The following is a 24,613-nucleotide window of genomic DNA, read 5'->3' on the forward strand; positions in this document are numbered from 1 at the left end:
GCTAACTTGCAATTTCAAATTTAAAATGCTTAATTTAAAATTTATTATACTTATTGATGGGTAAGTTCATAAATTTCTTTATTATTATTTTAAATTTTTATTATAAATATAATTTTTTTCTAAATTAGCAACCTTTTTATAATCTTTTTTATTTTTTAATAAATTAGGTTAATTCATTATTATATAAATTCTCAAGATTAGGTGATGAACACCTAATCTTTGAAAATTATTTACTTATTAATGAGTGTCCAGTCATTTCTTCTGGTTTCTCTAATTGCATCATATCAAGTATAGTTGGAGCTAGATCTGATAGTCTACCACCACTTAATAATCTTGCGCTTTTGAACTCTTCACCTGTTACTATAAGTGGAACAGGATTTGTTGAATGAGCTGTTATAACTTTTTTAGTTTCTAAGTCTATCATAAGTTCAGCATTACCATGGTCTGCAGTTATTATTGCGCTACCACCTACTGAGTTTAACTTATCCACTAATTTACCAACACAATCATCCACTGTTTCAACAGCTTTAATAGCGGCTTCCATAACTCCTGTATGACCAACCATATCAGGATTTGCGAAGTTAACTACTATAAAGTCGTATTTATCTTCATCTATTTTTGCCATAACTTTTTCAACTAATTCTGGTGCAGACATTTCTGGTTGTAAATCATAAGTTGCAACCTTTGGAGAAGGTACTAATAATCTATCTTCCCCTTCATTTGGTTGTTCAACACCACCGTTGAAGAAGAATGTAACATGAGCATATTTTTCTGTTTCAGCAGCTCTAAGTTGAGTCTTTTTGTTTTTAGCTAAGTACTCACCTAAAGTGTTCGTTAATGATGCTGGACAAAATGCTATGTGAACATTTGGTATAGTTATATCGTATTCTGTTAAGCATACGAAGAAACATTTTATAGGAGATTTTTCAAATCCGCTAAATTCGTCACTTACTATAGCTCTAGTTATTTCTCTAGCTCTATCAGGTCTAAAGTTGAAGAATACAACAGAATCTCCATCACATATTTTCCCAACTGGTTCGTTGTTTTTAGTTATAACAGTTGGTAATATGAATTCATCATTATTTCCTGATTTGTAAGAGTTTGCAACAGCCTCACTTGCAGAAGAAGCAGTTTCTCCTTCTCCTAAAGTCATAGCATTGTATGCTTTTTCAACTCTTTCCCATCTTTTATCTCTGTCCATTGCATAGTATCTACCGTTTACAGTAGCAAACTCACCGCATTCTATCTCATCCATGTAATCTTCTATTTCTCTTACATAGTGTATAGCACTTTGAGGATCTGTATCTCTACCATCAGTAAATGCATGAACATAAACTTTTTTTACACCTTTATCATCAGCCATTTTTAATAAGGCTTTTAGGTGATCTATATGTGAATGTACTCCACCATCAGATAATAATCCCATGATGTGTAATGCTTTTTGCTTTCCATTTTCCATAGCTTGGCATAATACTTCGTTTGTAAAGAAATCGCCATCTTCTATTGATTTTGTTATTCTAGTTAAATCTTGATATACTATTCTTCCTGCACCAATGTTAGTATGCCCAACTTCTGAGTTACCCATTTGTCCGTTTGGAAGTCCAACATCAAGACCACTAGCATTTATTAATGTATTTGGATACTCGTCTACTAATTTTTTTATGTTAGGTGTGTTAGCTTTGTCTATAGCACTACCTTCTACTTTAGTAGTGTGTCCAAATCCATCCATGATGATTAAAGCTACTGGTTTTTTCATTAACTATTTCACTCCTTGATAATTTACAAGTGCCATATAGTCAGCTGGTTGTAAAGAAGCTCCACCAACTAATGCACCGTCTATGTCGCTTTGTCCCATTATTTCTACTACATTTCCTGGTTTAACACTTCCACCATATTGTATTCTAACTTCATTAGCTAATTCGCCATATAAAGAAGCTATTACTTCTCTTATATAAGCTATAACATCGTTAGCTTGCTCTGCAGTAGCAGTTTTTCCAGTTCCTATAGCCCAGATTGGCTCATAAGCTACAACAACTTTAGCTAAATCTTCAGCTTTCACATTAGCAAGACCTGCAACTACTTGAGTTTTTACAACGTCTTTAGTTTTATCAGTTTCTCTTTCTTCTAATGTTTCACCACAGCAAAGTATTGGATCTATTCCAACTTCTAAAGCTTTTAATACTTTTTTGTTGCAAGTTTCATTAGTTTCGTTGAAGTATTCTCTTCTTTCTGAGTGGCCTATTACAACATAGTCCATATCTAATTCTTTAAGCATTGCTGGAGATACTTCTCCTGTAAATGCTCCATTGTCTGCAAAGTGCATATTTTGAGCACCAATTTTTACATTAGTACCTTTTGTAGCTTCTTTTAGGTCTTTTAACATAGTGAAAGGAGCGCATATTACAGCATCTACACTTTCATCATTTAATTTTCCCTTTATATCATTAACAAATTCAACAGCTTCAGCTATTGTTTTGTTCATTTTCCAGTTTCCCGCAATAATAGGTTTTCTCATGGTTATTCCTCCACCTTCAATATTATTTGTTATCTAAAGCAACTATTCCTGGTAATTCTTTTCCTTCTAAGAACTCTAATGATGCTCCACCACCAGTTGAAACGTGAGTCATTTTGTCTCCGAATCCTAGTTGGTTAACAGCTGCAGCACTATCTCCACCACCTATTACAGTAGTAGCCTCTTCTAGCTCTGCCATAGCTTTTGCTATTGCAAGTGTTCCTTTTGCGAAAGATTCAAATTCGAATACTCCCATTGGTCCATTCCATACTATTGTTTTAGAATTATTTACAACATCTACGAATTTAGCTTCTGATTTAGGTCCTATATCTAGTCCCATGTGACCTGCAGGTATGTTTTGATCCTCTGTTACAACAACCTCTGCATCTGCAGCAAATTTAGCAGCTGCTCTTGAGTCAACTGGTAATAAGAAGTTAACACCTTTTTCTTTAGCTTTTTCTAACATTTCTTTTGCGTAGTCTACTTTGTCTTCTTCACATAAAGAAGTTCCTATTTCGTATCCCTGAGCTTTTAAGAATGTATAAGCCATTCCTCCACCGATTATTATGTTATCAACTTTGTCTAATAATTGGTTTATAACTGCTATTTTGTCAGATACTTTTGATCCTCCAAGTATAGCTGTGAAAGGTCTTACAGGAGTAGCTACTGCTTCTCCTAAGAATTTTAATTCTTTTTGGATTAGGTATCCACAAGCTCTTTCATTTAAGAATTCTCCAGCACCTACTGTTGAGCAGTGAGCTCTGTGAGCAGTACCAAAAGCATCATTTACGAATATTTCAGCTAATGAAGCTAATTCTTTAGAGAAGTTTTCTTCGTTTTTAGTTTCTTCTTTTCTATATCTAGTGTTTTGTAGTAATACTACATCACCATTTTCCATTTTTTCTACTGCCGCTCTTGCCTTTTCCCCAACAACATTGTCATCTGCAGCAAATACTACTTCTTTACCTAACATTTCAGATAATCTATCAGCTACAGGTGCTAAAGATAATTCTGGTTTAGCTTCTCCTTTTGGTTTTCCCATATGTGAGCAAAGTATAACTTTAGCTCCATTTTCTATTAAGTATTTTATAGTTGGAAGCGCTCCATTTAATCTATTTTCATCAGTTATTTTTCCGTCTTGTAATGGAACATTGAAATCACATCTTACTAATACTTTTTTTCCGTCTACATTTATATCTTCGATTGTTTTTTTGTTTAACATTGACATAATACAATCTCCTTTCGTTATTATTACTCCGTATCTATTATATATCTTTCCCCACTGATTTGTACATACTATATGTGTATATTTGCATACATTATGTTACACTATTCCCCTTTTGGTATATCATTTTTGTATTATTAAATTTATTCTTTACTCTTTATTCTCGATCTTTATACTATTCACTGTTAAAAAAGTCCGGAGCCCGTAGCATAAAACTACAAACCCGGACTTTATGTCATACTATTTAGCTAATTTGGCAAAGTATCCTAATGTTCTTATTAATTGAGAAGTATAAGACATTTCATTGTCGTACCAAGAAACAGTCTTAACTAATTGTTTTCCGTCAACTTCCATAACTCTTGTTTGAGTTGCATCAAATAATGAACCATAGCTTATTCCTATTATGTCAGAAGATACTAAGTATTCTTCAGTGTATCCAAATGATTCGTTAGCAGCTTCTTTCATTGCAGCATTTATTTCTTCAACTGTTACGTTTTTCTTTAATGTGCAAACTAACTCAGTTAATGAACCAGTTACAACTGGAACTCTTTGAGCAGCTCCGTCTAATTTACCTTTTAATTCTGGTATAACTAAACCTATAGCTTTTGCAGCTCCTGTAGTGTTAGGAACTATGTTTCCTGCTGCAGCTCTAGCTCTTCTTAAGTCACCTTTTGGATGAGGGCCATCTAAAGTATTTTGGTCATTTGTATATGCATGTATAGTAGTCATAAGACCTTTTTCTATACCGAATTTGTCATTTAAAGTTTTAGCCATTGGTGCTAAACAGTTAGTTGTACAAGAAGCTCCTGATATAACTGTTTCAGATCCATCTAATATATCTTGGTTAGTGTTGAAAACTACAGTTTTAACATCTCCAGTTGCTGGTGCAGATACAACAACTTTTTTAGCTCCTGCTTCTAAGTGAAGACCAGCTTTTTCTTGAGAAGTAAAGAATCCTGTACACTCTAATACTATATCTACTCCAAGTTCTGCCCATGGTAAGTCAGCTGGGTTTCTTTCAGCTGTAACTTTTATTTTGTGTCCGTTTACTACGAAAGCACCATCTTCAACAACTATTTCACCGTTGAATCTACCTTGAGCTGTATCATATTTGAATAAATGAGCTAATGTTTTAGCGTCTGTTAAGTCGTTTATTGCAACAACTTCAAACTCCTCAGTTTGCTCCATTAATTTTCTTAATGCTAATCTACCTATTCTACCAAATCCATTGATTGCTACTTTAACCATTTCATATACCTCCTACGTGGTGTAATTTTCATTATATTTTTTACTAGCTAAGCTAGTTATTTACAGTTAGTTCAAGAATTCTCTTTGCACTATCTTCATCTGTAACAAGAACTATATTCTTGTTTAGTTTGGAAATTGGAATAAAAGCTTCTGCTTTTTTTCTCCCCGCAAATACAGCTATAGTTTCTCTTTTGTTTTTGAAAGATTCTATATCAATCCCCACTGTATTTAACTTATGAACAATTTCCCCTTTTTTATTAAAGTAATGACCAAAAGCTTCACCTATGGCGTCTTTGTCCATTATCTCTTTTGCTTTTTCATCTGATAATTTTCTTCTTTTTACCATTTCATCAGCTCTACCAATACTAAATACTAGTACATTGGAATTTTGTATTAATTTCAATGTTTTATTTATTTCTGGTTCTTGTGTAAGAGTTTTTATTGACTCTTCACCAAGCTCATCTGGTATGTTTAGTAATTTGTAAGTTGAATGTATATTCTTACTTACTTCTGCTACTACATTGTTTGATTGTGTCTCAACATCGAGACCAACACTACCTCTTGCTGGAACTACTACTGTAGAGCTAAATTTTTTATCACATTTAATTGATTTAGCAAATTCAAGCATTGTACTTCCACCAGCAATTGAAACTATGTCATCATCTTTAAGTACACTTAAAAAATATTTTGAAGCTTGTTTCCCAATATCTTTTAGTAAACTTTTATTTTTTTCATAGCTACCAGGTATTAGCAAGACTTTTTTGATTCCTAGAACGTGTCTAAGTTCTTCTTGAAGGGTATTAAGTCCTATTACATCATTCATGCTGTCTTTTAGAGCATTTAATATTTCTTTTCCTTCTTCGGTAATAGTCATACCTTTTAAATTTACATCTATAAGACCTTGTTTTTTTAGAAGTTCTGTTTCTGATCTTATGATTCTTTCTCCACTTTGGAGATTTGTTGCTAAAGCTCGTCTTCCTATTGGTTCGCTTAAAGATATTTCTCTTAAGATCAAATATCTCTTTGTCATAATGTCAATAACTTCAGGAATTAGTTTTTGCTGAATTTTTAATAAATTTTTCATTATTACATCCTCTTGATTTAATAATCGGGACTTTTTATGTCCCTTATACTTATTTTGTGTCCCACAAGATATTTTTATTGTACTCTAATGAAAACCATTTTTCAAGTGATTTTTTGTATTTTTTAAAGTAAATTTATTTTATCTTTTGACAAAAAACGTCTTCTATTCATGTAACTTATTTTATCCTTTTAAAAAGTATTTTATCCTTTTTTATAAATATGTGTATTTTACCTTTTTACAATTTTTTTATTATATCTAAGTTTATTTATTAACAATGAGGTTTTTATAAAAATAAAATAAAAATAAGCCTATAAATCTTAAATTTTTTTATAAGATTTATAGGCTTATATTAGTTATTTTTTTTATTTTTTATAAAATTTTTCTTAATTCTTCTTTTCCATAAGACTCATATATATTATTTATTGTTTTAGTACTTATTATATCTACTCCTGTGTTTAATATATTTTTTACTATTATATCTCCAACTTTTACTGGGGCAGTGATTTTTATTGTTGATAATACCTTCATCACTTCAAAAACTAAGTCTTTTGCCACAGATGATGATGTTTTTACTGGAAGCATATTTAAATAAGCTCCTTCTAATCTTACTGTAGTAGTTACCATTCTTTTTGGGTTGGTAACTTCATCCACTCCATATTTTGCACCTCTAATGCAACTATTTCCTTCTACTATATATTGTCCATCTATATTATTAACTATCATTTGACATCCCTTAGGACATACTATGCAAGTAATTTCTCTTTTCATAATTAAACATCCTCCACGCAAATTCTTATATCTTCTTTTATATTAGATAACTTTTCTTTGTCTATTTTTAAAGTTTCCATTTCTGATGGTATCATATGAGGTCTTTTCTTTTCTAATATAACTTTATCTCCACTTCTAACAACTAGCTTCTTATTGTTACAAATATTTCTCACTCTCATAAATAGATTTATATCTTCATTTAAGTCTATATTTAAACTTTGTGGCACAATGTAGGATATTTCATCTCCTGCCACAGTTTTTATTTTTTTATGGCCTAGTATATTTAGTTTTTCATTTTTGTTTTTTACATATAGGGCAGCTTCTCTTCCTGCTATTCTACTTTCTTTTGTAACAAAGTCCACCAAGTCATGAACATGAACCACATTCCCACAGGCAAAAATTCCTTCTATATTAGTAGACATGCTACTATCCACAATTGGTCCACTAGTTTTTCTGTCTAGTTCTACTCCCACATTAGTAGAAAGTTCATTTTCTGGGATTAATCCTACAGAAAGAAGTAAAGTGTCACATTCAATAAATTCTTCACTTCCTGGTATAACTTGTCTATTTTCATCTAGTTTAGCTAAAGTTACCCCTTCCACTCTATTTTTTCCATGTATGTAGTTTATACATGTTTCTAATTTTAAAGGAATATGAAAGTCGTCTAAACATTGAACTATGTTTCTAGTTAGTCCACTGGAGTGAGGATTTATTTCCACAACACATTTAACTTCTGCACCTTCCAAAGTCATACGTCTTGCCATTATTAACCCTATATCTCCCGAACCATAGATAACGACTTTTTTACCTACCATATAGCCTTCCATATTAATGTATCTTTGGGCTGCTCCTGCATTATAAATTCCTGCTGGTCTGTATCCTGGAATATCTATTGCTCCTCTAGTTCTTTCTCTGCATCCCATTGCAAGGATTACTGCATCCGCTTTTATTTCTTCTAAGCCATTTTCACCTAAAGTTCTTACTACTTTGTCTTCTCCATCATCATTTATACTAAGAACCATTGTATTTAACACATGGTCTATATTGTTTTCCTTTGCCATTTGAATGAATCTACCTGCGTACTCTGGCCCTGTTAATTCTTCTTTGAACTCGTGTAATCCAAATCCATTGTGGATACATTGATTTAAGATTCCACCTAGCTCTCTATCTCTTTCTACTATTAATACTTTTTGTGCTCCACTTTTCTTTGCCTCAACAGCTGCTCCAAGTCCTGCTGGACCGCCTCCAATTACAATCACGTTATATTTCAACAGTCTCACCCCTTACTTCCTTTGCTTTTCCAACTAGCATCTTTGAATTTTCATAGTCTTTTAGCACTTCTTGCGGTGTAATATTTAATTCTCTTGCTAAAATTTCAACAACCTTTGGCCCACAAAACCCGCCTTGGCATCTTCCCATTCCAGGTCTAACTCTTCTTTTTACACCATCTACAGTTTTCGCTCCACAAGGTCTGTTTATAGCATCAACTATTTCTCCTTCTGTAATGTTTTCACACCTACAGATTATAGTTTTATATCTTTCATCTTTATTTAAAATTTCTTTTTGATCCTCTAAGCTCATTTCCATAAAAGCCTTGTTTTTTAGTCTTATTGGATTGAAGCTTTTGTTTAGCTCTAGTTTTTTATTATCTTCATGCATTACTTCTTTTAATAAATCTTCTACATACAATGCTATGGCTGGAGCTGATGCTAGTCCTGGTGATTCTATCCCTGCCACATTTATAAATCCTTTGGCTACCTTTGACTTAAATATCATAAAATCTCCTGTATTTGGTGTAGCTCTCACTCCAGCAAAAGATGTTATTGTTTTTGAAAAATCTATGTTAGGAATGGATTTTCTACCACCATCCATAATTTCTTTTAACCCAGATTTACTTGTAGTTATATCATCTTTTTCCACCACTTTGGCATTTGGTCCTACTAATAAATTTCCATGAACTGTTTTAGTTACTAGTACTCCTTTTCCTTTTTCTGTAGGACAAGTGAACAAGGTATGACTTGCTTTATATCCTTCAGATTTATCTAAAACCTTGTATTCTCCTTTTCTTGGTATAATATAAAACTCATTACCTCCAATAAGGTTATTAATTTTGTCTGAATATACTCCTGCTGCATTTATTATATATTTTGATTTTATAATTTCTTTCTTTGTTTTTATTTGAAAACAATTATCTTCTATTTTCTTTATATCTAAAACTTCACTTTCCAGTCTTAATTTAACACCGTTTGTAATGGCATTTTCCATAAGAGCTATATTTAAATTAAATGGACAAACTATTCCAGAACTTTTACACCAAAGTGCTCCAACCACATCATCATTAACATTAGGCTCTATTTCTTTCACCTTTTCTCCATTTATTATTTCAATATCTTTTGCCCCATTTTTTATCCCTCTTTCATATAGCTCATGTATATGTTTCATATCATTTTCATTGAAAGCTAAAACAAGTGATCCATTGTTTTTATATTCAACACTTAATTCTTTACAAATGCTTGGATACATTTTACAACCTAGAACATTTAGTTTAGCCTTTAAAGTTCCTTCTTTTGCATCAAATCCACCATGCACTATGGCACTGTTTGCCTTTGTTGTGCCTTGACAAACCTCTACGCCTTTTTCTAAAACTACTATTTTCAAATCATATCTTGATAGCTGTCTAGCTACTGCGCTTCCTGTAATTCCAGCTCCTATAATTGCTACATCAAACATTTTACTGCCTCCTTTTTTGGCTCACAAAATTTAATTTGCTCAAAAAAACAGAGAGCCTCCCCTATAATTACTTATAGAAAAGGCTCTCTGTTCTCCCGCCATATATATTAACTTTTATTGTTTTTTATTGAAAATTTCCTTATATACTAATCATTATATTCAAATGAAATCCTTTTGTCACTATTTTTATGATAATATTACCATAATTCTTTTTTTGTAGTAGATACTGCCATAGCCCCATATTTTAGCACATCAATAATTTCTTGTTTGTCATCAATTAGTCCACCACAAATTATAGGTAAATCAGGAAACTCTTTATGTAGTCTTTTAACTGCTTTCGTAATTACACCAGGCATAATTTCAATTGCGCTTGGTTTTACCCTTCTTATATTTTCCATAGAAGTTTGTAATGATATGGAATCTAATAAAAATATTCTTTGTACCACATTTATATCTTCTTCCAATGCCTTTTTTACCAAACTTATCTTTGTTGTTATTATTCCGTCTATGTGAAATTCATTCTTTAAGTATTTTACAATTACAGGGTTGCTAGAAATCCCTCCTATCATATCTAAATGAACAAATACACTTTTGTTATTTAACTTAAGCTTATTTACTTTTTCCTTCAATGTTAAAATGTCCCCATTTAGTAAAAATACAACATTGCAATCGGAATTTATAACTTTCTCTAAATCTACGTCATCTTTTATAGCTCCTATTATAGGATTACACTCTAATAATTCTCTCATAATTATTTAATTTATCCCTTCCTAAAACCCAACTAGTATTTTCTTTTTCTAAATTCATTATACATGAAAATCTGCAATAATAATTGTGAAAACAAGGTGATAACAATCATCATATCTAAATTGTAGAAAGTATATGAAATAGATGTCAAGCGTTGACATGTTCCATTCTTAAACACTATACTAAATTTGATTGGTTTTTTCACAAGGGAGGATGTAAAATGAAAATTTTTGCTCATAGGGGAGCCAGTGGTGACTATCCCGAAAATACTATGTTAGCTTTTTCAAAAGCTTTATCAATAGGTGTAGATGGAATTGAGTTGGATGTTCATAAAAGTAAAGATGGACAATTAGTTGTTATACATGATGAAGATGTTCAAAGAACTTTTAAAGGTAGGGGACTTATAAAAGATTATACTTTGGATGAAATCAAAAGTTTTTTGTGTAGAAAGTTTGAGTTTATTGAAAATGAAGATTGTAAAATACCCACACTAAGAGAAGTTTTTGAGCTAATTAAAAATGAAAATATTATTTTAAATGTGGAAGCAAAAACTGATTTAATACACTATGATTTAGAACAAGATCTTTTGGATTTAATCAAAGAATATGGTATTGAAGATAAAATTTTTATATCTTCTTTTAATCATAAGTGCTTAAATATTTTACAAAACTTAGACAATAGATTTAAGTACGGTGCTCTTTATGAATATAAAAAAGACTATTCTCCAGAAGCTAATGTTGTTGAGCATGCAAAAAAATTAAAGGTATATAGTATTAATATTTCAAAGCAATTAGTTTCAAAGGAAGTAGTAGATTTGGCTCACAAAAATAATATAAAAGTATTTGTTTATACTGTTAATAAACCTAATGTAATGAGAAAAATGATAGCTCTTAATGTGGATGGTGTATTTTCAGATTATCCAGATTTAATGAATGAAATATTAAAGGAAATAATTTAATTTAGAATTTTTCACAGTTTTAAAATCATTATAATTTTCTAGTAATTAAAAAAGATGGCTTTTATTTTATACAAAAGCCATCTTTTTTAGTATATATTTAATTATAATATATTTCTTTCTTATACTACACCTTCTTCATCTTCTTCTTCCATTCTTACTGAATCTGGATCTTTAATATATGACTTTGTAAGCTTTATTACTACTCCTGAAAGTCCAAATAATGCAATGATATTTGGTATTATCATAAGTCCATTAAATGTATCCGAAACATTCCATATTAAATCAAGACTTCCTACTGAACCTATAAATGCTGTAGGTATCCATAATAATTTTATCATTTTTGAAACTAGTTGTTGTTTGTCTTTGAAAATATAACCCCAGCTACACTCTCCATAATATGACCATCCTAATATTGATGTAAAGGCAAAGAAAGTAATTGCTATAGATACAAATGCTCCTCCAAATGAACCAAATACTGTACCAAAAGCTTCTGCTGTAAGAATTGGTCCAGTCAATCCAGAATCTACCACACCTGTAGTAAGTATAACTAAGGCTGTCATAGAACAAATACAAATTGTTGTTATAAATACTTCAAAAATCCCCCACATACCTTGTTTTACTGGATTATCTGTAGATGCTGTTGAGTGAAGCATTGGAGCTGATCCAAGTCCTGCTTCATTTGAGAATACACCTCTTGCTACCCCAAATCTCATAGCTCTCATTATTGTGTATCCCATTATACCTCCACCTGCAGATTTGAAACTAAAAGCATCCGCAAATATTGAAGACATAACAGCTGGTATTGTGTCTGCATGTACAAATATAACTATAAGAGATCCTAAAATATAGAATACTGCCATAACTGGAACTAAAGTTTCAGCAGTTTTTGTTATACGAGAAACACCACCAAATATAACTAAACCTGTTAATACTGCAAGTACTAGTCCTGTAACATAAGTAGGTATGGAAAATGAACCTTGTAGTGCTGTTGCTATTGAGTTTGATTGAGTTAAATTACCTGTTCCAAAGCAAGCAACACCAGCAAATATAGCAAATAACGTTGCTAATCCTTTACTTTTTAATCCTTTTTCCATGTAATACATTGGCCCACCATAATAAAGGCCTTTTTCATTTTTACTTCTATAATATACAGCCAGTACAACCTCTGAGTATTTTGTCATCATTCCAAATATTGCTGACATCCACATCCAAAATACTGCCCCTGGTCCACCTGCAACTATGGCAGTTGCAACACCAGCTATACTCCCAACTCCAACACTACTTGCCACAGCTGCTGACATAGCTGAATAAGGTGAAACACCATCTTTTGCTGCATCTTTATTTTTATTTATAGAACCTATAGTATTTTTTACTATTGTGTTGCATTTTCTAATCTGAAAAAATCCTGTCCTAGTACTCATGTATATACCAAAACCAACTAATAATAATAACATTACTGGCCCCCATACAAAGCTGTTAATTGGACCATTTATTTTGTTTATAAATTCAACCATCAATCTTCCTCCTAAAATCTGTAATTTCTTATATTACTCTTATAATTTCATGTGTTTTAAATATATTGTATGCAAATTTCAACTCCTAATTGATGTAGATGTAAAATTGACTGCATTTAGTACTGCTAATATTTTCTCAAAAACCATACATACAATTTGCACGTTCGACACAAGTTGTATGTATCTATAAAAAAAAGTTTATTTTATAAAGTTGCCTACTTTTACATCTTATAAAAATGCAATACTTAACATTTTTAATATTATAAATCTTTATATAAAAATTATATAATCATAATCAGGAGTCATATCTTTAACAACCTGATGACAAAATACTATATCATTGTTATTTAAATGGTATAATATTTTGAAATATCTGTCAATCGTTTTCCCAAAATTTTGTAATGATATTATTTAAAATATATGGTTCAAACAATAAGGGAGTTGCCTTATGACAACTCCCTCTCATTTAGGTTAAATCTATACAATTATTTTAGCAAATTGATTTATACGTGTATTTTTATTTTCTCTAAATAGCTCTGATGGACTTCCTTCTTCTTCTATAACACCATTTTCCATAAATATAATTCTATCTGCTATCTCTCTAGCAAACTTCATTTCATGACTTACTATTATCATAGTCATATGAGCTTTTGCCAAAGATCTTATAACATCTAAGACCTCCCCAACTAACTCTGGGTCAAGGGCTGAAGTTGGCTCATCCATTAGTATTACTTCTGGGTCTACAGCCAAAGCTCTCGCTATGGCAACCCTTTGTTTTTGTCCTCCAGATAGTCTAGATGGATACTCATCTTTTTTCTCCTCTATCCCTACTAATTTAAGCTTTTCTAGAGCTATTTTATTTGCACTTTCTTTGTCTATTTTTTTCACTACAATTAGTGGTTCAGTTATATTTTCAATTACTGTTTTATTATTAAATAAATTATAATTTTGAAAAACCATAGCTGTTTTTCTTCTTATTTTTAGTATGTCTTTTTTATGTAAATTTGCTAAATCTACATTTAAATCTCCTATAGTTAAACTACCACTATCAGCTTTTTCTAAGATATTTATACATCTTAGCAAAGTTGATTTTCCTGTGCCTGATGGTCCTATTAAAACAACCACTTCACCTTTTTTGACCTCTAAATCAATATTTTTTAATACAATATTTTGGTCAAACTTTTTACTTAAACTATTTATTTTTAACATAAGTACTTCTCCATTTAATACGCTTCACTCAACTTTTTCTCCAGCTTATTTTGAACATATACAACTGCTAAATTTATAAGCCAATAGATAATTACTACGCAAGTAAATGCCTCTAAATATTTATATGTTGCTGCCGCTTCTGATTGAGCTGTAGCCATTATTTCAGTAACACCTATTGTAAAAGCTAAGGAAGACCCTTTTATAATATCTGCAAAAGTATTTGTCATGGCTGGTATGGCAACTCTAATAGCCTGTGGCAAAATAATTCTCACCATGGCCTGAGTATAAGTCATACCAAAAGCATAACACGCCTCAGCTTGTCCTTTATCTACTGATGATATGGCCCCTCTCAAACTTTCAGCAAAGTATGCTGATGAGTTAAGACCTAGTACAATTACGGCTGCATTAAAAGCACTTAACTCTTTAAGAGATGGTATTATTTTTATTAGTCCAAAATATATAAAAAATAATTGAGCTACTAAGGGAGTTCCCCTAAAAAAAGAAATATATATTTTAGATAGTCTCTTAAGCACAGGTATATCAGCATCAACAACCAATGCTATAACCATAGCTACTACAATACCTAATATTAATGCCAATAATGACATTTTAAAAGTCACTCCTAGGTATTTAATCATTATTGGTATTAAGTTTGCTACAAATTCAAAATCAAATATTTGCATTTTTCCACCTTTTATTCTTTAGTTGTATCTATCCCAAACCATTTTTTTGATAGTTCAGTAAATGTTCCATCTTCATGCATTGCTTTTATAGCTTCATTAACTTTTGCTATTCTATCTTTACTTGCTTCTTCTTTTCTAAATGGATATTGATTTATTTCATAAACGCTTGTATCTATATCGGCTATTTTTAAAGGTAGTTTACCTTGTTCAATTGTAGTTTTTGCCTTAATTTCTGATAACCAAGCAACATCTATTCTTCCGTCTACTACGTCTTGTTCCATAGGTACCCCGTCATATGTAACTATATCTAAACCTAATTTATGTTTTTCATTAAGGTCTTTTATAGTCTTTTCACCATTTCCACCTAATACACAACCAACTTTCATACCCTTTACATCTTCCATTTTGCTTATTTTACTGTTTTCTGGAACTATAAACTTATATTTGCTATAAGCATATGTTTCAGTAAAATCGTATTTTTCTCTTCTTTCTTCTGTTGTTGACATTTGATGAGCAACTGTATCTATTTTTTCAGCATCTAACATTCCCACTAGACCACTGAATTTAGCTGTTTGGAATTCTATGTCATATCCTGTTCTTTTTCCTATTTCCTTCCATACATCAACTTCAAAACCTTTATTCTCATCATTTTCTTTGAAACACCATGGATAATATTCTGTAGAAACCCCCACTACTAATTTTTCTTTAGAATCCTTATTTGATGAATCTTGTGACTTATCATTTGAGCCACTACATCCAACTAACATTGTTACACCAATCATTAAACTTGATAAAACTGTAATAATTTTTTTAATTTTTACACCCATTCCCTTTTTCTCCTTGCAATCTAAAATATTTTTATGATACCCTTTTCCAAAGTCAATTTTAACATAGTTGTAATTGCCTGTCCTATTGTGTTTTTTTATATACAAATACAAATTATTATGTTTTTCTATAACATGATTTATATATATTTTTTAAGCGTAAAAAAAGATGCATTAAGCATCTTTTTCCGTAATTTATAGTCTATTTAAAGCTTCTTTTATTCTGTTTAAACCATCTTCTAACTGATATCGTGGGCAAGCTATATTAATTCTTGCAAAGTCTTTACAGTTCTTGTCAAAGGCTTCTCCTTTGTTTAATGCTACTTTAGCATTTTCTTGTAAATATAAGTTAATGTCATCTATTTTGTACTCTGAAAAATCTAGCCAAACCACATAAGTTCCTTCAGGTCTGATAAATTTAATCTTTGGTAAATTTTCCTGTATAAAATCACTTAAGTAATTTAAATTACTTTCTAGATAATCTAATAATTGACTTAGCCACTCTTCCCCTTCATTAAATGCAGTTTCTACAGCTGCCACACTAAAAGAATTATTTCTTGCAATATGGTATTTTGCCAATTCTTTTTTAAATTTTTCTCGCTCATTTTCTTTTGGTATGGAAATAAATGATGCTTGTAATCCAGCTAAGTTAAAAGTCTTACTTGCAGAGAAACATGTTATTGTTATTTCTTCAACCTCTTTTGACAAAGATGCAAAAGGAGTATATTTATAATCTTTAAACACTAAATCTCTCCACACCTCATCACTTATCACTCTTACATTATGTTTTAAGCATAAATCAGCTATTTTTTTCAGTTCATTTCTTGTCCATACTCTTCCTGTAGGGTTGTGAGGATTGCATAATATGTACCACTTTATATTATTTTCTACAATTTGCTTTTCAAAATCTTCAAAATCAATTACATATTTATTGTCTTTAATTATTAGTTCATTTAAAAATAGCTTTCTGTTATTGTCTAGTACACAATCATAAAATGGAGGATATGCTGGCGAGCTAATCATAATATTATCATCTTCACATGTTAATAACTCCACTGCTAAAACTAAGGATAATACCACTCCCGAAGTATGTACTAAAGTTTCTGGATTTATGCTATATCCATATCTTTTCTCTGTCCAATTACATGCACTTTCAAAATAACTTTTCTCCCTGTTTACATATCCAAATATGTTTTGATCTAAGACTTTTTTCATAGATTCACTTATATTAGGACATATTTCAAAATCCATATCTGCTATCCAAAATGGTAGTAAATCGTTTGATATGAATCCCCCTTTCATACCTGACCATTTAGTAGAATTATTGTTTCTTCTGTCTATTTTCTTATCAAAATTGTATTTCATATTTGTCCCCCTTAATATAATCTGTTGTCATTTCTATATAATTTTTTCTTGATTTGAATTATATGCATCTTACAATAGTGATTATACTACAAATAAAAATTATTTCCACAATGTGATTTTAATTACCTTTTTACTCATTCTTTACTATGAAATATATAAAAAATGATTATAACTAAGTTATAATCATTTTTTATATATTTATTGATTAAATGCTGCTATTTTAGTAACTGCTACATAAATTTTGGATATGGCATACCAAGTTGCAAAATCAACTACGCCACTTTGATTCATTCTAAAAATTTCCTGGAATTTTAGTACACTGTTTCTAGTTGCTGGGCCATATATACCATCAACTGCAACTTTAGGCAATGCTGGATATGCATTTGATATTGCATTTAATTGATTTTGAATTACTTTTACACTGTCTCCACTTGATCCAAGGGAAAGTGTATACCCAGGAAATGATGATGGAACTCCTTTTATTATATCTGTTCCCTTAAGTGCTATATTATCTCCATAGTAATATTTTAGGATGTCTTCAAATTTGTATCCCTGATCTCCTAAATATTTACTACCCCACTGAGTCATTTTTCCAGGACATTGTGTTTGTATTCCGTCGCAATATTGTGCCAAAAGAGGCTGACTAGCGCCCTTAGGTCTTTGTATAAAAACATTAAATACATTATCAACAACAATACTTATAGTATCAAAAATATTTCTGTTATAAATAAATTTGTGATCATATTGTGTACTTGAAGTGATAGTGAAATTATACCCCATATTTCTATACCATTCTGTATAAACTCTATTTAAGGTAAAGGAAACTATGGCAATAACATTTGCATATATAGTTTGAGTTGGCCATGTTGCGTAAATTTCAGAACTTGCAACATTTTTTATATAATCTCTAAATGGTATCCAATAGTTTGGAGCATTTTTATTACTTGGTAATCCGTCGTGAACTATTATATATTCAGGAACTACAACGCTAGGTAAAACATAGGGTACAACCTTTAAAGAAGGCTCTAATATTTTTGCTTCGTAAGGTCCGTATAAAGAATGCTTTCCTATAGTATAAACTTTTACATTTGATTTTGTTAGATTAGAAACCTTGGATAATGACATATTTTGAATAGCTTCTATACAGGGCAATATTTGAACACCTTCTATTATTACTGTGTCATAGCCCTCCTTTTCAACTTCAAGTATATAAGTACTGTATGCTCTAGGAGAATTAGGTACTTGGGAATACATAAAATTAGGAGCATCCAGTAATACTTTTTTTACCTGACCAGAATCATTAGTAAGTAAGTTATTGTATAGAATTTTATTTTTTTCACATTCATCTTTAGATATTGTAGATATTTTAATTCTCGCACCTTCAATAGGAAAATTAGTTTCTTCATCAGTAATTTTTATTGTTAAGTACCCCTTATACAAAATAATCACCCCTATAAAATTTAGATTATTATATATAGTATTAAAAAAAACCTTAAAGGTGAGTTGTACTATAAGTTTATGGACTATTAATACATTTTCCATGGGTTATTATCATGCCCTGTTCCAAAGTTCCGTTCCTATGCTCCAAAAACCCTATACGCGCGCACATGCACATACACGCCATTATTTCTTATTATTTTATGATTATTAAATAACTAGGGCTTTTTATCGGAACATGGGAACACACCGCCTTCAAACACTGTTGTTTACTAACACCTAGCTTGTTCCTATGTCTGTTCCTATGGTGTTCCGATCTACCTAGGAACAAAATTTATATCAAATTTGCTGTTCCTAGGTGTTCCTAACTGTTCCTAGATGTGCTTCGAATCTTCTTTCAATCTCTATAATCTTTTATATGATTTTATATAATTTAAATAATGACATAATTCACAAGCTAATTAACGATTAAGCCCGAAGTATTTGTCAAATTAACAAATAACTTGACTTTCCAATTAAATAAAGGAGAATATGCAAAACTAAATATAGTTACACATATTCTCCATATTTTTTTACTTAATAGTATTTGAATTGAGATTCAGGATTCTTATCTTTTGTATTTTACTTCCTGATTTTTATGTATATCTAAAGCATTCACTATTTATTGTTGTTTAAGTATATTAATTCAATATCTCCATCAACAAATCCTAATCCAACTGCCTGTAATTGGATTAGCTTATTAGAGTATTCTCCTACTTTCATGTACTCTTCTATCATTTCTTTTATAAATGTCATACTCTCTCTCCAATCTGATATATCATCATATATTGGTATAGAAAATAAACTCTCTTCTGTGGAAAATATTTTCTCACATGCCCAATCATCATCTTCTACATTAAATATAGCTGATCCAATTAATTCAATATCATATGTCTTGTATTCACCCTCATATAAATTAAAGTTTACAGCAATAACATTTAATGGCATTTTTTCTAAGTGATCATTTAACCAAACATAAAACTTTTTTCTAAGCATTATAACTATTTCTCCTATTATATTAATATTAAACACAATTATATCTATTTTATTTTTATACACTCTTTATTTCTAAAAAATCAAATCCTGTCAGATTATTTTGTTCAATAATAGACTTAATTTTTTCAGAAATAAATATTGGTATAGTACTATTTTTTAATCTAAAAATATGATGTCCATTTACCTTTTCACTGTTTATTGCATATTTAGTAATTGATATAAATTTTTCATTATCTAATTCAAATTCACTATAATCTGAATGCTCTAATTCAATTGCATCTACAATGTCTAATATATTAATAACTTTATATGATGATGTAATACTATTATCTAATTCATTTTTTATATTTATGTTCAGATATTGAACTTTAGCATTAATATATTCATCACATAAACCAATAAATTTATCTGATACAACCAACCACCCATAAATATTAAATAAATAATCAGTAAATAATTCTCCGTTATTTGGATTATACTTAAATTCAATATGATCTTCCCAATTATATATATATTGACCTATAGTAACTATATATTCATTTATTTTATCTAAATTTCCTTTTTCACAACTAATACAGTTATGTGAATTTCTATGGTTATACATTAATTCATAATATTTCATTTTGATCTCCTACCACCTATTTTTTATTCCAATACCATCCCAAAACACATCTATATCATTAATTTTTATTATTATCCATGCATTCCCAAAACCTATACACGCGTGCGCACACATATGCGCCATTATTTCTTATTATTTTATGATTATTAAATAACTAGAGCTTTTTATAGGCACACTAGGCACACACTCCTTTAAACACTGTTGTATACTAACATCTAGCTTGTGCCTATGTCTGTGCCTATCTCCAAAGGCACAGTATTTCTATCAAATTTTCTGTGCCTTGCTGTGCCTAACTGTTCCTAATATTTCTCCAGTATCTGTAAATACAAAATATTTATTCCCATTTTCGTGCATTAAAGTAATTTCCGTTCCTACAGGCATATCAAATATACCAAATATTTCTAGTTCTATTTCTAATATTGTCACCCAATCACAAACTAACATATTTAAAGGATCTTCTAAGAATTCATCTGTGTCTATATCAGATAAAAACCTCCATCCATTATCAAGCTTATTTACGAATTTCTCATTTCTTCTTTCATTTCATCAGTACCTCTTTGTTCAATTAATTGTTTAACTGACAATCCAGCTACATTACATAATGTAATGTCTGTTTTTTTTCTTAAACATTTTATAATTAATTGATTTCCTTCTTCTGAATTTTTTTTTAACACCTCTTGGCATAAGTGCCACAAAGGAGAATTTTTATATTTTTTATTCTTTAATGTTATATCTACTTTCATATCAAACAGTTTATTAGCTATTTTAATGGCACCATCTGAGTTTATATTTGCAGCTAGATAGTGTAACTCATTACATACTTCATTAGAGATATGATTTACCTCAACTTCATTTTCAATTAAATATTCTGATATATCAAATTTCCTATTTGCTAATGAGTGTTGCAATAAACTCATTCCATTCTTATCACATAAATTTTTAACTTGATCCAACGTTTTTTTTTCTAAATCTATCTTTCTCAGAAGCGTAGATAAATTTCCAAATTGAGCTATTGTGAAATAATCTGCTTTATTTATGTTCATATTTACTCCTTTTATTCATACTTATTACTTCTATTTGTACTTGGTAATTCTGGCCTATAATTTTTAGGTTCTTTATCATTTTCCCATACTTTTCCAATCTGTTCTTTTTCATGCCTTAGCCTACTTTTAATATAGGGTTTCTTTTTAGGACATTTATTATAAACTACTTTATCTATCTTCTCAACTGTAGACTTATAACCTGACTGAAGAACTACTACGTCCCCTTCCTCAATCATACTTGTTGGTATCCAGCCTACATTATCAATATAAAATTCGCTACATTCATATCGCCAACGAGATTCCTTCGCTATCGCTTTAAGCCACTGTGTGGGCGCTATGAAATTTCAGGCAACTCCGTTTCAAATACATGCTGTTCAGTAGCTTCAATAACTTCTCCAGCTACTTTAATATTTAGTTATTTTACACTTAACATTACAGTAGTTTAGTAGAATTATATTCTAATCATAACATCTCAAAATATTAATGAGCCAATTAGTTTCAATCGGCTCATTCTGCTATTATGTGACATTAAATAATAGAAAAGATTTTATAATCAGGATACTATTTTATATTATTAGTAAATATAATTTTTAAAATTGACTTACTATTCAGTAACTAGTTGTAAAAGAAAATCACCAAAATCAACTTGAAATCAACGGATTTAATCAATTATATGTGATGTGGTTGTTTTTATTTTTTAACTAATTCTATTCTAAAAAATAAATAGCTATTGCAAAACAATTCTACATGATATGCAATAGCTAAATTTTAAATACTTTTAATTTACAACATTAATTTATTCTCTTTATACAACTCTCTTGCTTTATTTAAACTTATTTCATTTGCACCACCTTCATAATCTGGTTCATTATATTGAACTTCGTCATCTTCCCAGCCACATATCTTACATATTTCAAATGTACCTGGTGGTTTTTCATCTAAACTTAAATTTCCACAACATGGACATGCATATTTTATCATTATCTCTTTTCTTTCCTCTAATTTATTGTCTTTCAAATATTTAATACCAGCTTTAGGTTCAAAGTAAGTTCTAATAATTCCTTTACGATAGCTTTTTGACCTGACTGAAAAACTCCCTCTTCAATTAGATTTGTGGGTATCCAACCAACATTATCTATATAACAATTCGCTACGCTCATATAGCCAGCGAGATATTTTCGTTGCTCAGTAGCTTCAATAACTTCTCCAGCTACTTTAGTATAAAGTATTGTATCTGTTTCTTTTACAAAAGTTTGGATGTAATTTTATTCTATAAAATAAATAGCTATTGCACAACAATTCTATATGATATACAATAGTTAAATTTTAAATATTTTTAATTTGTAATATTAACACTATACCTTATTAAAAATATAATAAATCAATTTAATAGTTTAAACTTTTACTTACGCTATTTGAACTATTCTAGCGCTTTTATGCAAATTTTTTTATAAAAACTAAAACTCAAATAATTAATATTTGTAAATATGTCAATACTGACAAATTTACTTTCTTTTATTTTAATTAAAATAATTATATACTAATTAGAAAATTTTAAAATACTATTTTAGATATATTGAGAGTTCATTTAACGACTCTTCACATTCACATATATCTTCTCCAAAAAAGTCTACTAATTTCTTTACTTCCTCTTTCGTAAGTACTATATCTTTGTCACCTATTAAATCTTTTTTATTAAATAATGACTCTACTAAATTTCTCTGTTCTTGTGACATGTCATAATATTCTTTCCAAGCATCTAAGCCCTCATTCAAGCTTAGCAGATGATTCTCAATTATATGCCCACTCTTTTTCATAAAATTTTCGTAGTCACTATTTGACCATATTTGTCCTTTGTCTCCCCAAAAAGCAGTTGATATGTATGGCATTACCTTTCCGTTTACATCTTCTAATACATATTGTAATGCTTCTTTCTGTGCAATTTCTATAATTAATTCGTCTGCTCCTTCAAAATTTTTAAATATTAATTCTTCTGTATAACTATTATAATTAATTTCATTATAATCTTGAAATACTGCAACCACTTTATCATGAAAAAAAGTTATTGTTCCTCTGCATCCAGCAGAATCTTGTGTACTATAATTTATGCCATCCCATGAATGCTGATTTGATAATTCTGGATACTTTCCAACCATTACTGCATGAGCAATTGATGCTAATAAGCATCCTTCTTTTAACTTATCTAACTTTATTTCTTCTATTTTTTGAATCATTGAATATCTCTCCTATACTATTTATTTCATTTTTGTCTATTTAGATTACGATACAGAACCTGTGCATTACTATAGCTATTACTTTTACCTTTTGACTTTGAGAAAATATTCACTCATTATATAATTATTTTTATTATTTAAAGTTGTTTCATTTACATCACATTTTCAATCTAAATACTCAATAAACTATATTAATCATTTTTAATCCATTTTTTATAAAGTTACACCCTTCATTATCATCACATGCTAATACTTCTTCAATGGGGTTTCCAAAGGTTATCCATTTGTCACATATGCTTTCAAGTAGCTTATCATTAAAATCTTCATTAAATTTACTATCAAATACAATTTTTACTTCTACAACATATATACCCTTTATTTTCCAATATGGTTTATTATCTATGCATTCTTTACTCTTTATACTATCTTTGACCGATTCAATAAGGCTTTCAAAAACATTCTGAGCTTCGTCATTACTGTTTGAATATATAAATGCTCTAATAAACAAATCCTCTACCTCCTATTTATGTGTGATTTTACCACCTAAATATACATTAAAATGAAATCCATCTCTACCTTTTTTGAATAGACTACCTTTAGCATCTTAAACATATTTTTTAACACTAAATTTTATATTAGAAATAAACCTACGTTTATATTAAATATGAGAAAAACCTTCTTCATCTAAAATTTCCATAAATTGTTCAATAAATTCATTATCTTCACATCTTAAATCCATTTTTTCTAAATAAAATTTAACATCTGAATTATTTATAAGTGTTAATGCTGTAACTGCTGACAATCTTGTATCATTATCATTTTCTTTTTTATTTTTTATGATTTCTTTTAAACCATCTATCAGGCTTTTATCTGGGAATGACATAGCATATTGACATGCCCAGTACCTCACATATTTATTATTGCTTCTTAATGCTTGTCTTAAATGTGGCAACACTAATTCTTTATCAAATTTGCATATGATAAATTCTACATGTTTATTTATATCATATGTAAACCAATCTCCAAAACAATTTAATAGTAACGGTATACATTTTTCATCAGAATATACTTCGTCTAAATATTTTACAGCATCTGCATACATATCTATTTCATATTCTTTTATGTTTTCATCATCTGGAAAAGGTTGGTTTTCTTTTAGAAAATCTAAAATTTCATTATAGTCCATAATCCATCTCCCTCTTAATTAGTTATAATTAAAATCAACCTAATAAATATATTAAGTTTTTATCAAGTCCATAGTTTTTTAACGTACTTGACTTTGGTAGTATACTATTCTAATTTTAATTTATTAATATTTTTGTCATATAGCAATCTATTTTTTGCCATTTCCATCAAGTGCATTATCATTATTTTT

General features: G+C 29.9%; 25 protein-coding genes. 1 reads left to right on the plus strand and 24 read right to left on the minus strand.

The genetic code is table 11. From position 1 onward, the window contains the following. Nucleotides 1–226: 226 nt before the first annotated feature. The 9 genes from gpmI to JW646_RS07260 form a co-directional block, all read right to left on the minus strand. Nucleotides 227–1,756 carry a 2,3-bisphosphoglycerate-independent phosphoglycerate mutase gene (gpmI, locus tag JW646_RS07220; protein ID WP_228417087.1) on the minus strand — a complete coding sequence of 510 codons (1,530 nt, stop codon included), beginning with the start codon at nt 1,754–1,756 and terminating at the stop codon, nt 227–229. A 3-nt stretch (nt 1,757–1,759) separates the two neighbouring features. Further along, nucleotides 1,760–2,515 carry a triose-phosphate isomerase gene (gene tpiA, locus JW646_RS07225; protein ID WP_228417089.1) on the minus strand — a complete coding sequence of 252 codons (756 nt, stop codon included), beginning with the start codon at nt 2,513–2,515 and terminating at the stop codon, nt 1,760–1,762. 22 nt (nt 2,516–2,537) lie between these two features. Beyond that, the gene (locus JW646_RS07230) at nt 2,538–3,740 is read right to left on the minus strand and encodes a phosphoglycerate kinase (protein ID WP_228417091.1); all 1,203 of its coding nucleotides are present in this window, start codon (nt 3,738–3,740) and stop codon (nt 2,538–2,540) included. 237 nt (nt 3,741–3,977) lie between these two features. Further along, nucleotides 3,978–4,985 (minus strand): type I glyceraldehyde-3-phosphate dehydrogenase, encoded by a 1,008-nt coding sequence (gene gap / locus JW646_RS07235; RefSeq protein ID WP_018591752.1) that lies wholly within the window; start codon nt 4,983–4,985, stop codon nt 3,978–3,980. Between the two features lie 52 nt (nt 4,986–5,037). Beyond that, nucleotides 5,038–6,069 (minus strand): sugar-binding transcriptional regulator, encoded by a 1,032-nt coding sequence (locus tag JW646_RS07240; protein ID WP_074919528.1) that lies wholly within the window; start codon nt 6,067–6,069, stop codon nt 5,038–5,040. 369 nt (nt 6,070–6,438) lie between these two features. Continuing rightward, nucleotides 6,439–6,837: a DUF1667 domain-containing protein gene (locus JW646_RS07245; protein WP_074919529.1), complete on the minus strand. Its 399-nt coding sequence runs from the start codon at nt 6,835–6,837 to the stop codon at nt 6,439–6,441. A gap of 2 nt (nt 6,838–6,839) precedes the next feature. Then, nucleotides 6,840–8,111, minus strand: coding sequence for an NAD(P)/FAD-dependent oxidoreductase (locus JW646_RS07250; RefSeq protein ID WP_334302572.1), 1,272 nt, complete (start codon nt 8,109–8,111; stop codon nt 6,840–6,842). Next, entirely contained in the window at nt 8,098–9,567 is a 1,470-nt protein-coding gene (locus JW646_RS07255; protein ID WP_228417095.1) for an NAD(P)/FAD-dependent oxidoreductase, read from the minus strand. Before JW646_RS07255 ends, JW646_RS07250 begins: the two co-directional genes overlap by 14 nt. Nucleotides 9,568–9,764: 197 nt before the next feature. After that, on the minus strand, nt 9,765–10,316 hold the full coding sequence (locus tag JW646_RS07260) for a glycerol-3-phosphate responsive antiterminator (RefSeq protein WP_083399418.1): 552 nt from the start codon (nt 10,314–10,316) through the stop codon (nt 9,765–9,767). Between the two features lie 218 nt (nt 10,317–10,534). On the opposite strand from JW646_RS07260, the gene JW646_RS07265 reads away from it, so the two are divergent. Continuing rightward, the gene (locus JW646_RS07265; RefSeq protein ID WP_228417097.1) at nt 10,535–11,272 is read left to right on the plus strand and encodes a glycerophosphodiester phosphodiesterase; all 738 of its coding nucleotides are present in this window, start codon (nt 10,535–10,537) and stop codon (nt 11,270–11,272) included. Between the two features lie 119 nt (nt 11,273–11,391). Here the strand turns inward: JW646_RS07265 and JW646_RS07270 are convergent, their stop codons facing one another. From JW646_RS07270 to JW646_RS07340, 15 genes are all read right to left on the minus strand, one after another. Further along, a complete protein-coding gene (locus JW646_RS07270; protein ID WP_148557093.1) occupies nt 11,392–12,786 on the minus strand; it encodes an alanine/glycine:cation symporter family protein in 1,395 nt (464 codons plus the stop codon). Between the two features lie 477 nt (nt 12,787–13,263). Continuing rightward, on the minus strand, nt 13,264–13,995 hold the full coding sequence (locus tag JW646_RS07275; RefSeq protein WP_074919535.1) for an amino acid ABC transporter ATP-binding protein: 732 nt from the start codon (nt 13,993–13,995) through the stop codon (nt 13,264–13,266). A 14-nt stretch (nt 13,996–14,009) separates the two neighbouring features. Further along, nucleotides 14,010–14,678 (minus strand): amino acid ABC transporter permease, encoded by a 669-nt coding sequence (locus JW646_RS07280; RefSeq protein WP_228417099.1) that lies wholly within the window; start codon nt 14,676–14,678, stop codon nt 14,010–14,012. An 11-nt stretch (nt 14,679–14,689) separates the two neighbouring features. Continuing rightward, on the minus strand, nt 14,690–15,505 hold the full coding sequence (locus JW646_RS07285) for a transporter substrate-binding domain-containing protein (protein WP_228417101.1): 816 nt from the start codon (nt 15,503–15,505) through the stop codon (nt 14,690–14,692). A gap of 192 nt (nt 15,506–15,697) precedes the next feature. Further along, the gene (locus JW646_RS07290; RefSeq protein ID WP_228417103.1) at nt 15,698–16,867 is read right to left on the minus strand and encodes a MalY/PatB family protein; all 1,170 of its coding nucleotides are present in this window, start codon (nt 16,865–16,867) and stop codon (nt 15,698–15,700) included. Between the two features lie 198 nt (nt 16,868–17,065). Beyond that, entirely contained in the window at nt 17,066–18,307 is a 1,242-nt protein-coding gene (locus JW646_RS07295) for a peptidoglycan-binding protein (protein ID WP_228417105.1), read from the minus strand. A 654-nt stretch (nt 18,308–18,961) separates the two neighbouring features. After that, nucleotides 18,962–19,339, minus strand: coding sequence for a hypothetical protein (locus tag JW646_RS07300; protein ID WP_228417106.1), 378 nt, complete (start codon nt 19,337–19,339; stop codon nt 18,962–18,964). Nucleotides 19,340–19,394: 55 nt separating this feature from the next. Further along, nucleotides 19,395–19,961, minus strand: coding sequence for an imm11 family protein (locus JW646_RS07305; protein ID WP_228417108.1), 567 nt, complete (start codon nt 19,959–19,961; stop codon nt 19,395–19,397). Between the two features lie 264 nt (nt 19,962–20,225). Then, on the minus strand, nt 20,226–20,441 hold the full coding sequence (locus tag JW646_RS07310; RefSeq protein ID WP_228417378.1) for a DUF2185 domain-containing protein: 216 nt from the start codon (nt 20,439–20,441) through the stop codon (nt 20,226–20,228). Between the two features lie 35 nt (nt 20,442–20,476). Then, entirely contained in the window at nt 20,477–21,004 is a 528-nt protein-coding gene (locus JW646_RS07315; protein WP_228417110.1) for a hypothetical protein, read from the minus strand. Between the two features lie 11 nt (nt 21,005–21,015). Next, nucleotides 21,016–21,240, minus strand: coding sequence for an HNH/ENDO VII family nuclease (locus tag JW646_RS07320; protein WP_228417112.1), 225 nt, complete (start codon nt 21,238–21,240; stop codon nt 21,016–21,018). Between the two features lie 547 nt (nt 21,241–21,787). Continuing rightward, a complete protein-coding gene (locus tag JW646_RS07325; RefSeq protein WP_228417114.1) occupies nt 21,788–22,021 on the minus strand; it encodes a CPCC family cysteine-rich protein in 234 nt (77 codons plus the stop codon). Between the two features lie 545 nt (nt 22,022–22,566). Beyond that, nucleotides 22,567–23,238, minus strand: coding sequence for a hypothetical protein (locus JW646_RS07330; RefSeq protein WP_228417116.1), 672 nt, complete (start codon nt 23,236–23,238; stop codon nt 22,567–22,569). Nucleotides 23,239–23,416: 178 nt separating this feature from the next. After that, nucleotides 23,417–23,746: a hypothetical protein gene (locus JW646_RS07335; RefSeq protein ID WP_228417117.1), complete on the minus strand. Its 330-nt coding sequence runs from the start codon at nt 23,744–23,746 to the stop codon at nt 23,417–23,419. Between the two features lie 150 nt (nt 23,747–23,896). After that, complete coding sequence (locus JW646_RS07340; protein WP_228417118.1) at nt 23,897–24,424, minus strand: HEAT repeat domain-containing protein; 528 nt, start codon at nt 24,422–24,424, stop codon at nt 23,897–23,899. Nucleotides 24,425–24,613 lie beyond the last annotated feature (189 nt).

Source organism: Terrisporobacter hibernicus (assembly GCF_020809405.1).
GTDB classification, from domain to species: domain Bacteria; phylum Bacillota; class Clostridia; order Peptostreptococcales; family Peptostreptococcaceae; genus Terrisporobacter; species Terrisporobacter petrolearius.

What these genes read in the sequence shown, in the direction of transcription:
- gpmI (WP_228417087.1), bottom strand. Translation starts at nt 1,756, where the DNA reads ATGAAAAAACCAGTAGCTTTAATCATCATGGATGGATTTGGACACACT.
- tpiA (WP_228417089.1), bottom strand. Translation starts at nt 2,515, where the DNA reads ATGAGAAAACCTATTATTGCGGGAAACTGGAAAATGAACAAAACAATA.
- JW646_RS07230 (WP_228417091.1), bottom strand. Translation starts at nt 3,740, where the DNA reads ATGTCAATGTTAAACAAAAAAACAATCGAAGATATAAATGTAGACGGA.
- gap (WP_018591752.1), bottom strand. Translation starts at nt 4,985, where the DNA reads ATGGTTAAAGTAGCAATCAATGGATTTGGTAGAATAGGTAGATTAGCA.
- JW646_RS07240 (WP_074919528.1), bottom strand. Translation starts at nt 6,069, where the DNA reads ATGAAAAATTTATTAAAAATTCAGCAAAAACTAATTCCTGAAGTTATT.
- JW646_RS07245 (WP_074919529.1), bottom strand. Translation starts at nt 6,837, where the DNA reads ATGAAAAGAGAAATTACTTGCATAGTATGTCCTAAGGGATGTCAAATG.
- JW646_RS07255 (WP_228417095.1), bottom strand. Translation starts at nt 9,567, where the DNA reads ATGTTTGATGTAGCAATTATAGGAGCTGGAATTACAGGAAGCGCAGTA.
- JW646_RS07260 (WP_083399418.1), bottom strand. Translation starts at nt 10,316, where the DNA reads ATGAGAGAATTATTAGAGTGTAATCCTATAATAGGAGCTATAAAAGAT.
- JW646_RS07265 (WP_228417097.1), top strand. Translation starts at nt 10,535, where the DNA reads ATGAAAATTTTTGCTCATAGGGGAGCCAGTGGTGACTATCCCGAAAAT.
- JW646_RS07270 (WP_148557093.1), bottom strand. Translation starts at nt 12,786, where the DNA reads ATGGTTGAATTTATAAACAAAATAAATGGTCCAATTAACAGCTTTGTA.
- JW646_RS07275 (WP_074919535.1), bottom strand. Translation starts at nt 13,995, where the DNA reads ATGTTAAAAATAAATAGTTTAAGTAAAAAGTTTGACCAAAATATTGTA.
- JW646_RS07280 (WP_228417099.1), bottom strand. Translation starts at nt 14,678, where the DNA reads ATGCAAATATTTGATTTTGAATTTGTAGCAAACTTAATACCAATAATG.
- JW646_RS07285 (WP_228417101.1), bottom strand. Translation starts at nt 15,505, where the DNA reads ATGGGTGTAAAAATTAAAAAAATTATTACAGTTTTATCAAGTTTAATG.
- JW646_RS07290 (WP_228417103.1), bottom strand. Translation starts at nt 16,867, where the DNA reads ATGAAATACAATTTTGATAAGAAAATAGACAGAAGAAACAATAATTCT.
- JW646_RS07300 (WP_228417106.1), bottom strand. Translation starts at nt 19,339, where the DNA reads ATGCTTAGAAAAAAGTTTTATGTTTGGTTAAATGATCACTTAGAAAAA.
- JW646_RS07305 (WP_228417108.1), bottom strand. Translation starts at nt 19,961, where the DNA reads ATGAAATATTATGAATTAATGTATAACCATAGAAATTCACATAACTGT.
- JW646_RS07315 (WP_228417110.1), bottom strand. Translation starts at nt 21,004, where the DNA reads ATGAACATAAATAAAGCAGATTATTTCACAATAGCTCAATTTGGAAAT.
- JW646_RS07320 (WP_228417112.1), bottom strand. Translation starts at nt 21,240, where the DNA reads ATGATTGAGGAAGGGGACGTAGTAGTTCTTCAGTCAGGTTATAAGTCT.
- JW646_RS07330 (WP_228417116.1), bottom strand. Translation starts at nt 23,238, where the DNA reads ATGATTCAAAAAATAGAAGAAATAAAGTTAGATAAGTTAAAAGAAGGA.
- JW646_RS07340 (WP_228417118.1), bottom strand. Translation starts at nt 24,424, where the DNA reads ATGGACTATAATGAAATTTTAGATTTTCTAAAAGAAAACCAACCTTTT.